The organism is Streptomyces flavofungini (assembly GCF_041028215.1).
GTDB classification, from domain to species: domain Bacteria; phylum Actinomycetota; class Actinomycetes; order Streptomycetales; family Streptomycetaceae; genus Streptomyces; species Streptomyces flavofungini_B.
Genome location: NZ_JASKYR010000228.1, coordinates 1 through 10,322, shown reverse-complemented (window position 1 = coordinate 10,322; position 10,322 = coordinate 1). Strand labels below are relative to the sequence as shown.

The window sequence follows — 10,322 nt, the reverse complement described above, 5'->3', positions numbered from 1 at the left end:
TCCCGGTGCGGTGTCCGCGCTGTCCGCGCTCGCGCCGCGGCTGCGGTCCGTCGCCGTCGTCACGGGGCGGCCCGCGGGGGTCGCGGTGCGCTACGGCGGCTTCGCGGGGGTGCCGGGGCTCGACCACCTGGTGGTGCTCGGGCACTACGGCGCGGAGCGCTGGGACGCGGTCACCGGGACCGTGCGCGCGGCGGAGACGCATCCAGGCGTCGCCGCCGTACGGGCGGAGCTGCCCGGGTTCCTCGACGCGATCGGGGCGTGGCGGGGGACCTGGATAGAGGAGAAGGGCCGTGCGGTCGCGGTCCACACCCGGCGTGCGGAGGACCCCCAGGCGGCCTTCGACGCGCTGCGTGCGCCGCTGGCGGAGCTCGCGGCGCGCCACGGCCTGATCGTCGAGCCGGGCCGCATGGTCCTGGAGCTGCGGCCGCCCGGCATGGACAAGGGCGTGGCCCTGGCCGAGTACCTCCGGGAGGTGGGCGCCGAGTCGGTCCTCTACGCGGGCGACGACCTGGGCGACCTTCCGGCGTTCGCGGCGGTGGAGAAGCTCCGTTCGGACGGGGTGGCGGGCCTCCTGGTGTGCAGTGGCAGTACGGAGGTCGAGGAGCTGGCCACCCGGGCCGACCTGGTCGTGGACGGCCCTGAGGGCGTGGTCGGCCTCCTGGCGTCCCTCACGGCTAACCTGCCGCCCGCCTGACCCCGCCGCCCGGCACGGGGCAGGCAGGCGCCTGTGCTGGTCAGGCCGGGGTCTGCGGGGTCAGGGCGTGCAGCTGGTCCAGGAACCACTGGGTGGGGGGCAGGGCCGTGGCGGCGGCCGCCAGGCGCTTGGTGCGTTCGGCGCGCTCCTGCGGGTCCATGAGCAGCGCCGCGTGCAGGGCCGAGGCCGTGGCCGAGATGTCGTAGGGGTTCACGGCGAGGACGTCCTCGGACAGCTCCTCGTACGCCCCGGCCTCCCGCGAGAGTACCAGCGCGCACCCCTCGTCGGAGACCACGGGCACCTCCTTGGCCACGAGGTTCATCCCGTCCCTGATGGGATTGACCAGCGCCACGTCGGCGAGCCGGTACGCCGCGAGCGAGCGCGCGAAGTCGTCCTGGACGTGCAGGACGACCGGCGTCCACCCCGGGGTGCCGAACTCGGCGTTGATCGCCTCGGCGACCCGCGAGACCTCCGCGGTGTAGTCCCGGTAGACCGCGAGATCCTGCCGGGAGGGGTAGGCGAAGGCGACGTGGACGACCTGTTCCCGCCACTCGGGGCGGTCCACCAGCAACTGCCGGTAGGCGTGCAGGCCGCGCACGATGTTCTTGGAGAGTTCCGTCCTGTCCACCCGGACGATCGTCCTGCGGCCCTCGCCGACCTGCTCGCGCAGCGCCCGCATCCGCTCCTCGACGTCCTCGCGGCGCGAGCGCTCCCGCAGGAAGTCGGCGTCGGCGCCCAGACCGTGCACGCCGACGCGCGTCCCCGACGTGCCGCCGAGCAGCCGCACACAGCACTCGGTGAAGGCGTCGGCCCACCGCCCGGTGAGGAACCCGAGCCGGTCGGCGCCGAGCATGCCCCGCAGGACCTGCTCCGCCACGTCGTCGGGAAGCATCCGGAAGTAGTCGGCGGGCGCCCACGGCGTGTGCGAGAAGTGCCCGATCCGCAGGTCGTCGCGGAGTTCGCGGAGCATCCCGGGGACGAGGGTGAGGTGGTAGTCCTGCACGAGGACCGCCGCCCCCGGCGCCGCCTCCGCCGCGAGCGCCTCGGCGAAGGCGCGGTTGTACTGCTCGTACGCCGCCCACTGGGCGCGGAACTCCGGCCCGAAGGCGGGTTCGAGCGGCGTCTGGTAGAGCATGTGGTGCACGAACCACAGGACGGAGTTGGCGATGCCGTTGTAGGCCGCCGCGTGCACGCCCTCACCGGCGCCCGCGTCGATGTCGAGCATCCGCACGCCCGGCTCGGAGACCCCGCGCCGCACGGCCTCCCTGTCCCCCTCGCCGAGCGCCGCGCACACCCACAGGGCGTCCGCCTCGTCCCCGATGGCGCTGAGACCGGAGACCAGTCCGCCGCCGCCGCGTCGCGCGCCGAGCTCCCCGTCCTCTCCCACGGAGTACGAGACGGGGCCGCGGTTGGACGCGACCAGTACCTTCGCTGCTGTCGACGAACGGGGCTCTGGAACCATGTGGCAAAACGTAGCCCGTACAGGAAACGCTCAAACGTACGCCGAGCGGACTCCGTCCGGCGCACCCGGCAAGCGCTTACGCCACGCGTCGGTGCGCATACTCGGAGATACCGGCCATCGGCGGCCTTTCCTCCGTGTCCACGGCGTACGTACGCGGCACGAACCCGTGCTCGCCCCGCTCGAACTGCGTCAGCTCCGGGCGTACGAGGTGTCCGCGCGCGAGGCGGAGCTGCGCCGTGCGGTAGATGGCCGCCGCCATCCGCCCGAGCGCCTGCCCGTCCTGGTGCCTGTGCCTGCGCACCCCCACGTCGACCTGCGCGAGCGCGTCGAGCCCGACGGTGTGCAGCGCGTCGACGAGCAGCCCGAGCTCCACCCCGTACCCGACGGGGAAGGGCAGCTGTTCCAGGAGGGATCTGCGGGCCGCGTACTCGCCGCCCAGCGGCTGGACGAAACCGGCGAGCAGCGGCCAGTGCATGTTCAGCAGCGGGCGCGCCATCAGCTCGGTGACCCGGCCGCCCTGGCCGGACGCCGCGCCGAGCGGGCGGTCGTACATCGCCTTGACGAAGTGCACGTCGGGGTCGGTGAGCAGCGGCCCCACTATCCCGGTGACGAAGTCGGCCGAGAACTCCCTGAGGTCCGCGTCGACGAACGCCACGATGTCACCGCCGGTGACCAGCAGGGAGCGCCACAGCACCTCCCCCTTGCCCGGCAGGGCGGGCAGCCGGGGCAGGATCGCGTCCCGGTGGACGACCCGCGCGCCCGCCCGCCGGGCGACCTCCGCGGTGCGGTCGGCGGAGCCGGAGTCGATCACCACCAGCTCGTCGACCAGCGGCACCCGCTCCATCAGCGTACGGCGGATCTCGGCCACGATCGCGCCCACCGTCCGCTCCTCGTCGAGGGCGGGCAGGACGACGCTCACCGTCGCGCCGGACGCCCGCTTGGCCGCGGTCAGCCGCTCCACCGGACGGTCGGCGACCGACGAGGAACGCCTGCTCAGCCAGTGCTCGACCTCTTCCAGCACGGTCAGGGTCCTCCCCATATGTGATCCATCTCGCGGTTCGGACGACTATCTCAAGGGTCCGGGGCTTCGGTTACAGTCTTGAACAACGCCGGTGACCATCGCATGCCGGGGTCGCCACCGCGTTGCTGGCAGACAACTGAAACCCATAATCGAAAACCGCTCATCCAGAGGGGCAGAGGGAAACGGCCCGTTGAAGCCCCGGCAACCCTCCCGCCGACCGCGAGGTCACGGTGGGGAAGGTGCCAATTCCGTCTCGCGGCGAGATGCGTCGCGAGGAAGATGAGGAGAAAGGGCCTCGCCTCCATGGCTGTTCAGACTGTTGCCACCGAAACGACCTCCACCGTCGACCTCGGACCTGCCTCCGGCCTCTCGTGCCGTGAGTGCGGCACCACGTTCCCCCTCGGCCCCATTTTCGCCTGTGCCGAGTGTTTCGGCCCGCTCGAAGTCTCCTACGACCTCCCCCTCGGCGACCCCGAGTCCCTGCGCAAGCGGATCGAGGCGGGTCCCGCCAACATCTGGCGCTACGCCCCGCTGCTCCCCGTCCCCGCCGACGTGGCCGACAAGCCGAATCTGAACCCCGGCTGGACCAAGCTCGTCAAGGCCGACAACCTCGCCCGTGAGCTGGGTGTCGAGCCGGGCAAGCTGTTCGTCAAGGACGACTCCGGCAACCCCACGCACTCCTTCAAGGACCGCGTCGTCGCGCAGGCCCTGGAAGCCGCGCGGGCCTTCGGCTTCACCACCCTGTCCTGCTCCTCCACCGGCAACCTCGCGGGCGCCGTGGGTGCCGCCGCGGCCCGTGCCGGTTTCCGCTCCTGCGTGTTCATCCCGCACGACCTGGAGCAGGGCAAGGTCGTCATGGCCGCGGTGTACGGCGGCGAGCTCGTCGGCATCGAGGGCAACTACGACGACGTGAACCGCTTCTGCTCCGAGCTCATCGGCGACCCGCTGGGCGAGGGCTGGGGCTTCGTCAACGTCAACCTGCGGCCGTACTACGGCGAGGGTTCCAAGACCCTGGCGTACGAGATCTGCGAGCAGCTCGGCTGGGAGCTGCCCGACCAGCTCGTCATCCCGATCGCCTCCGGCTCGCAGCTCACGAAGATCGACAAGGGGCTCAAGGAGCTCATCGCGCTCGGCCTCGTCGAGGACAAGCCGTACAAGATCTTCGGCGCCCAGGCGGAGGGCTGCTCGCCGGTCTCGGCCGCGTTCAAGGCCGGTCACGACGTGGTGCGCCCGCAGAAGCCGAACACGATCGCCAAGTCGCTCGCCATCGGCAACCCGGCCGACGGGCCGTACGTGCTCGACATCGCGCGGCGTACGGGCGGTGCGGTGGAGGACGTCGACGACGAGCAGGTCGTCGACGCGATCAAGCTCCTTGCCCGTACGGAGGGGATCTTCGCGGAGACCGCGGGCGGTGTGACGGTGGGCGTCACGAAGAAGCTGGTCGAGGCGGGCCTCATCGATCCCTCGCTGACCACGGTGGTCCTCAATACGGGGGACGGCCTCAAGACGCTGGACGCTGTCGCCGAGACGTCGCAGGCCACCGCCACGATCAAGCCGAGCCTCGAGGCGTTCCGCTCCGCGGGGCTCGCCGGTTAGCCGCCGTAGGGCTTGCTGTCCGCTGCCGACTGCGGGCCGTGGTCCGTCCTCGCGCAGTTCCCCGCGCCCCTTCGGGGCGCCCCTGACGGGGCGCCCTTTCCCCCCGTACATCTGAGGTGAAACCATGAGCGTCAACGTCCGCATCCCCACCATCCTCCGCACCTACACCGGCGGGCAGGCCGAGGTCGCCGCCGAGGGGGCCAACCTGGGTGAGGTCATCGCCGACCTGGAGAAGAACCACACCGGGATCGCCGCGCGCGTCCTGGACGACCAGGGCAAGCTGCGCCGCTTCGTCAACGTGTACGTGAACGACGACGACGTCCGTTTCGAGCAGGGCCTGGAAACGGCCACTCCGGACGGCGCCGGCATCTCGATCATTCCCGCCGTCGCCGGTGGCTGATCATTTGCGCAAGTACCCTGCGTAATCCGAATTGCCCCCTCCGCGAGAGAAGCGGAGGGGGTAATTCTGCATGGTTGAGCGCGGTACAGTTGGGAAGCGTGCTTCGCCGTCGGTGCCGAGTGCAGGGACGAAGTCGGCCTGGAGTCGACAAGAAGTAGCCAAAGCGTGCTGCCTATATGGGTGTTCTGTGGCTTTTGCCCGGCCCGACTTGCCCCAGATCGCGGGGAAATCTCCGTAAATCACCGATCAGCCATGCCCGGAATTCTCGTCCGATTGACCTGTTGCAGACGGCAGTTGGACAGATACATTCAGCGGCGGTCGACGCGTTCCGGCGCACACCCCCAACCAATGGGGGGTGAGGTCTGACCCGGGTCCGCGAAGTGCGGTCCTGTGCAAGGGCCAGAAATAGGGGAGTTCGGCATGGCTCAGGGCACCGTCAAGTGGTTCAACGCGGAGAAGGGGTACGGCTTCATCGCGGTCGACGGTGGTGCGGATGTTTTCGTCCACTACAGCGCGATTCAGATGGACGGCTACCGCACCCTGGAAGAAGGTCAGCGAGTCGAGTTCGAGATCTCGCAGGGCCAGAAGGGTCCGCAGGCGGACATGGTCAAGCTCGCCGTCTAGCTCGGCGCGAACGGCCACCGACGCAAGCATCGCGAGGGGCTCGTATCCCATGGGGTACGGGCCCCTCGTGTGCGTCCGCACTCCTCCGCGCGGGGTCGATCTGCCGTGGGCACCTTGCACTCGCAGGGGTCGAGTGCTAATCATTGGCGTTAGCACTCTCCGAGTGAGAGTGACAGAACTTGGATCGGGTCGGTGAGGTCCGCACGCCGGGTGGGGCAAGGAACCACAAGGCGAGCAGTCCGTCCGTCGCGGGCGCCAGCACGGTCCGTTTGCATTTCCACCCCGTCCGGGAGGACCACTTCACATGGCCAAGATCATCGCGTTCGACGAGGAGGCACGGCGCGGCCTCGAGCGCGGCATGAACCAGCTCGCCGACGCCGTCAAGGTGACCCTGGGCCCCAAGGGTCGCAACGTCGTCCTCGAGAAGAAGTGGGGCGCCCCCACGATCACCAACGATGGTGTCTCCATCGCCAAGGAGATCGAGCTCGAGGACCCGTACGAGAAGATCGGCGCCGAGCTGGTCAAGGAGGTCGCGAAGAAGACGGACGACGTCGCCGGTGACGGCACGACGACCGCGACCGTCCTGGCCCAGGCCCTGGTGCGCGAGGGTCTGCGCAACGTGGCCGCCGGTGCCAACCCGATGGCCCTCAAGCGCGGCATCGAGAAGGCCGTCGAGGCCGTCTCCGGCGCCCTCCTTGAGCAGGCCAAGGATGTCGAGACCAAGGAGCAGATCGCTTCCACGGCCTCCATCTCCGCCGCCGACACCCAGATCGGCGAGCTCATCGCCGAGGCCATGGACAAGGTCGGCAAGGAAGGCGTCATCACCGTCGAGGAGTCGCAGACCTTCGGTCTCGAGCTTGAGCTCACCGAGGGCATGCGCTTCGACAAGGGCTACATCTCGGCGTACTTCGCCACCGACATGGAGCGTATGGAGGCGTCGCTCGACGACCCGTACATCCTGATCGTCAACTCGAAGATCTCCAACGTGAAGGACCTCCTTCCGCTCCTGGAGAAGGTCATGCAGTCGGGCAAGCCGCTGCTGATCATCGCCGAGGACGTCGAGGGCGAGGCCCTGTCGACCCTGGTCGTCAACAAGATCCGTGGCACCTTCAAGTCCGTCGCCGTCAAGGCCCCGGGCTTCGGTGACCGCCGCAAGGCCATGCTCGGCGACATCGCCATCCTCACCGGTGGCACCGTCATCTCCGAGGAGGTCGGCCTCAAGCTGGAGAACGCCGGTCTCGACCTGCTCGGCCGCGCCCGCAAGGTCGTCATCACCAAGGACGAGACGACCATCGTCGACGGCGCCGGTGACAGCGACCAGGTCCAGGGCCGGGTCAACCAGATCCGCGCCGAGATCGAGAACAGCGACTCGGACTACGACCGCGAGAAGCTCCAGGAGCGCCTGGCGAAGCTCGCGGGCGGCGTGGCCGTCATCAAGGCCGGTGCCGCGACCGAGGTCGAGCTCAAGGAGCGCAAGCACCGCATCGAGGACGCCGTTCGCAACGCGAAGGCGGCCGTCGAGGAGGGCATCGTCGCCGGTGGTGGCGTGGCCCTGCTCCAGGCCTCCGCGGTCTTCGAGAAGCTGGAGCTCGACGGTGACGAGGCGACCGGCGCCAACGCCGTGAAGCTCGCCCTGGAGGCCCCGCTCAAGCAGATCGCCGTCAACGGCGGCCTTGAGGGCGGCGTCGTCGTGGAGAAGGTCCGCAACCTCACCGTCGGCCACGGCCTCAACGCCGCGACCGGTGAGTACGTGGACATGATCGCCGAGGGCATCCTCGACCCGGCGAAGGTCACGCGTTCGGCCCTGCAGAACGCCGCGTCCATCGCCGCGCTGTTCCTCACCACCGAGGCCGTCATCGCCGACAAGCCGGAGAAGGCGGGCGCTGCCCCGGCCGGCGGCGGCATGCCGGGCGGTGACATGGACTTCTGAGCCTCCGGCTCGGCAGACCAGCTCACGTACCGAGGGCGGCACTCCTTCTCACGAAGGGGTGCCGCCCTCGGGCGTTCACGGCAGCCGGTCGAGGAGCCAGGTGCAGAGCTCCTCCGTCACCAGGGTGTGCGGCTCGTTCCGCGAGGCGCAGTGGAACTCGTCCAGTTCGCTCTCCTGCTCCGCCGAGGCCGTGACGGGGCCGTAGAGCTTCTCGTGGGTGTCGATGTCGCGCAGGGCGATCGCGCTGACCGCCGGGACGAAGCAGTGTTCGCGGATGTCCGCCTCGGCGCCCAGACCGATCAGGGCCGGGATCTTGTCGAGTTCGTCGGCCAGGATGCCGAAGCCCTCAAGGGTGCCGCCGGGGGCGCCGTCGATCTCCGGCAGGCCCGAGGTGCGGATGCGCGGCTTGCGCAGCGTCACGACCCTCAGCTGGGCCACGAGCTGGTCCTCGCCCGCCGCCTGGGTGTGGAGGTGGGTGCCGGTGATGGCCAGGCCCCTGCCGTGGAAGGCCCGCACTCCCGGGCGGATGCCGTTGCCCTCGCCGGAGCGGACGCCGTTCGCCACGCCGATCTTGCGCGGCCCGGACGGCCAGCCGCCGACCCGCTCCAGCTCGGCGAGGAACTCGGCGCGCGCCTTGTCGGTCTCCGGTGTGTCGTCCCACTCGGCGATGTGCTGCCACAGGAGCTGGCGGGCCGCCGGGCTGTTCATCTGCTGCGAGAAGGCCGGGTTGAGGCGCCGGATGTAGTGCGCGAAGGACTGGAGGGCCACGGGGATCGAGGCGCCCCGGTGCGGGCTGTCGTAGGAGAAGTACAGGGCGGTCTGGTGGTCGTTCTCCTCGCCACCGTCGTGTTCCATCTTGGCCAGCGCGTACCGGGCGACGAGCCCGCCCATGCTGAAGCCGCCGACGGTCAGCGGGTGGTCGCCCGTCCGCTGGGCGATGGCCTCCTGGATCGCCGCGCGGACGACCTTGGCGTTGTCCAGGATCGAGGCGCTCCGCTCGTCGAAGCCGAGCAGGATCACGTCGTAGCCGCGCTTGCGGACCTCGCTGATGAAGGGGAACGGCCCGCGCTCCAGGATCTCCCAGCTGAAGTCCAGCTCGCTCGGCCCCGCGTTGAAGCCGTCGCCGATGATCACGGGGCGGGTCAGTCCGCGCTTGGGGTTAGCGAGGTAGACCCAGGCCCGTCCCTCCGGCAGCGCCCACTCGTCGTCCGGCGCCGGTGCCTCGGCGGGCGCCTCCCTGGCCTCCCTCGGGCCGGGGGCCAGGGTGATGCGGGCGGCGGACCCCAGCGCCTCCACCACCTGGGGGTCGTAGGGCTCCGGCGGCTGCTCGCCGGGCGCGGGTGCGGTGTGCTCGGTCATGGGAGTTCCCTCCGGTGTGGCGCTTCCGATGACGTGCCGTGTCATCTTCGGTACGCCGGGTGGCCCCCGAAAGCCGCGCACGCCGACTCGGCGGCCTTTCGGACAGGGGGCCTTCGGCCGGTTGCGGGTGGGGCGCGAGAGAGCGTGGCGCGCTGGCCTGGGCGGTCCGGCCGTCGGCCGGGGCGAGCCGCCGTCGGGCGACGGCGCGTCGGCCATCCGGGGGTGCCGCACGGGAGCGGCGGGGCGCCCGGCCGGGCGGAAGTATGTCGCGAAGGCGACCCGGATTCAGCGTCCGGCACCCGTGCGGGGCGTGTGGGCCGGGATGGCGGTACGGACCGCCGCCGCGTGGGCGCGGACCCGCGCGGGCCCGAGAGCCGCCTCGCGGGCGGGTTCCGGTTCGCCCCGGCACGGCCCGCAGACCCCGCCGGGCAGGGCCTCCGCGCGGCCGGGGGCCCGGCAGACGGCGCACTCCAGTACGCGGAGGACCGGGCGTGCCTTCTGCTCCGGCTGCTCCGGTGGCAGCTTGCTCGCCAAGCGGCTGCGGACCAGGGCCGCCGGGCTGTGCACGGTGGCGGGCAGCCCGCAGGTGAGGGCACGCAGCACGTCCGGCTCCGCCGCGCCGCGCTCGAACCACTGCGTGACCTGCGGTTCCAGGGCCACACAGTCGGCGGACGAGAGCGACAGCGCGGGGGCCGTCCGGCCGAGTGCCGCGAGCAGGATGAACGCGCGGCTCCTCGTGGGCCGGTCGCCTCGCGGCGCGGCCTCGGGTACGTCGCCGCGTGTGTACGCCGCCCACCAGGCGTCGTCCCGCGCGGTCCGCGAGAACCACGTCCGCGTGATCCAGCGGGCACCGGTACCAGTGGTGTGTACGTGTTCCCTGCCGCGCCGCAAGTGGCCTGCGGCCTGGAGCCTGTTGAGGGCGGTGCGGAGGGCGCACTGCCCGTACGGGAGGTGCTTGGCCAGGGTCTTCACGGAGATGTCCGTGCCGTCGGGGAGCCGGTCCACGTACGCGGCGATGGCCGCTTCGCGGGGTGGCAGGTGGGTGAAGTCGGGGGTGCGGTAGGCCTCTTGTCGCGGTACGGAGCGTTTGCCGTAGCCGGGGTTGGCCATGGGGTGTGGGGGTGTGTGCGTGGGCCGCTGGGCGGCACTAACATTGGCGTCAGCCATGGATCGGTTCTTTCTGGTTGGCGATCTCGTGGTCAGACCCCCGCAGGTGTTGGAGCACCGGGCGGGGGT

General features: G+C 70.8%; 9 protein-coding genes and 1 riboswitch. Of the genes, 5 read left to right on the top strand and 4 right to left on the bottom strand.

Annotation, left to right across the window (positions count from 1 at the left end; translation table 11 throughout):
• A partial coding sequence (gene otsB / locus AB8Z36_RS17520; RefSeq protein ID WP_369214249.1) for a trehalose-phosphatase occupies positions 1 to 694 on the top strand: 694 nt, incomplete at its 5' end.
• 40 nt (positions 695 to 734) lie between these two features.
• Here otsB and AB8Z36_RS17515 read toward each other — a convergent pair.
• Positions 735 to 2,156 (bottom strand): alpha,alpha-trehalose-phosphate synthase (UDP-forming), encoded by a 1,422-nt coding sequence (locus tag AB8Z36_RS17515; RefSeq protein ID WP_369214248.1) that lies wholly within the window; start codon positions 2,154 to 2,156, stop codon positions 735 to 737.
• Between the two features lie 76 nt (positions 2,157 to 2,232).
• Positions 2,233 to 3,177, bottom strand: coding sequence for a glucosyl-3-phosphoglycerate synthase (locus AB8Z36_RS17510; RefSeq protein ID WP_369214250.1), 945 nt, complete (start codon positions 3,175 to 3,177; stop codon positions 2,233 to 2,235).
• A gap of 157 nt (positions 3,178 to 3,334) precedes the next feature.
• Positions 3,335 to 3,463: riboswitch (SAM riboswitch) on the top strand.
• Between the two features lie 17 nt (positions 3,464 to 3,480).
• On the opposite strand from AB8Z36_RS17510, the gene thrC reads away from it, so the two are divergent.
• The 4 genes from thrC to groL all read left to right on the top strand — a co-directional run bounded on the left by thrC (position 3,481) and on the right by groL (position 7,727).
• Positions 3,481 to 4,773: a threonine synthase gene (thrC, locus tag AB8Z36_RS17505; RefSeq protein ID WP_369214247.1), complete on the top strand. Its 1,293-nt coding sequence runs from the start codon at positions 3,481 to 3,483 to the stop codon at positions 4,771 to 4,773.
• 124 nt (positions 4,774 to 4,897) lie between these two features.
• A complete protein-coding gene (locus AB8Z36_RS17500) occupies positions 4,898 to 5,173 on the top strand; it encodes a MoaD/ThiS family protein (RefSeq protein ID WP_062776543.1) in 276 nt (91 codons plus the stop codon).
• A gap of 420 nt (positions 5,174 to 5,593) precedes the next feature.
• A complete protein-coding gene (locus AB8Z36_RS17495; RefSeq protein WP_005315736.1) occupies positions 5,594 to 5,797 on the top strand; it encodes a cold-shock protein in 204 nt (67 codons plus the stop codon).
• Positions 5,798 to 6,101: 304 nt separating this feature from the next.
• Positions 6,102 to 7,727, top strand: coding sequence for a chaperonin GroEL (groL, locus tag AB8Z36_RS17490; protein WP_369214246.1), 1,626 nt, complete (start codon positions 6,102 to 6,104; stop codon positions 7,725 to 7,727).
• 75 nt (positions 7,728 to 7,802) lie between these two features.
• Here groL and AB8Z36_RS17485 read toward each other — a convergent pair whose 3' ends face one another.
• Both AB8Z36_RS17485 and AB8Z36_RS17480 read right to left on the bottom strand, forming a co-directional pair.
• Positions 7,803 to 9,086: an esterase/lipase family protein gene (locus AB8Z36_RS17485; protein WP_369214245.1), complete on the bottom strand. Its 1,284-nt coding sequence runs from the start codon at positions 9,084 to 9,086 to the stop codon at positions 7,803 to 7,805.
• A 285-nt stretch (positions 9,087 to 9,371) separates the two neighbouring features.
• The gene (locus AB8Z36_RS17480) at positions 9,372 to 10,196 is read right to left on the bottom strand and encodes a hypothetical protein (protein ID WP_369214244.1); all 825 of its coding nucleotides are present in this window, start codon (positions 10,194 to 10,196) and stop codon (positions 9,372 to 9,374) included.
• Between the last annotated feature and the right edge of the window lie 126 nt (positions 10,197 to 10,322).

Coding starts and splice junctions, on each gene's coding strand:
- AB8Z36_RS17485 (WP_369214245.1), bottom strand. CDS start 9,086: ATGACCGAGCACACCGCACCCGCGCCCGGCGAGCAGCCGCCGGAGCCC.
- groL (WP_369214246.1), top strand. CDS start 6,102: ATGGCCAAGATCATCGCGTTCGACGAGGAGGCACGGCGCGGCCTCGAG.
- thrC (WP_369214247.1), top strand. CDS start 3,481: ATGGCTGTTCAGACTGTTGCCACCGAAACGACCTCCACCGTCGACCTC.
- AB8Z36_RS17515 (WP_369214248.1), bottom strand. CDS start 2,156: ATGGTTCCAGAGCCCCGTTCGTCGACAGCAGCGAAGGTACTGGTCGCG.
- AB8Z36_RS17500 (WP_062776543.1), top strand. CDS start 4,898: ATGAGCGTCAACGTCCGCATCCCCACCATCCTCCGCACCTACACCGGC.
- AB8Z36_RS17480 (WP_369214244.1), bottom strand. CDS start 10,196: ATGGCCAACCCCGGCTACGGCAAACGCTCCGTACCGCGACAAGAGGCC.
- AB8Z36_RS17495 (WP_005315736.1), top strand. CDS start 5,594: ATGGCTCAGGGCACCGTCAAGTGGTTCAACGCGGAGAAGGGGTACGGC.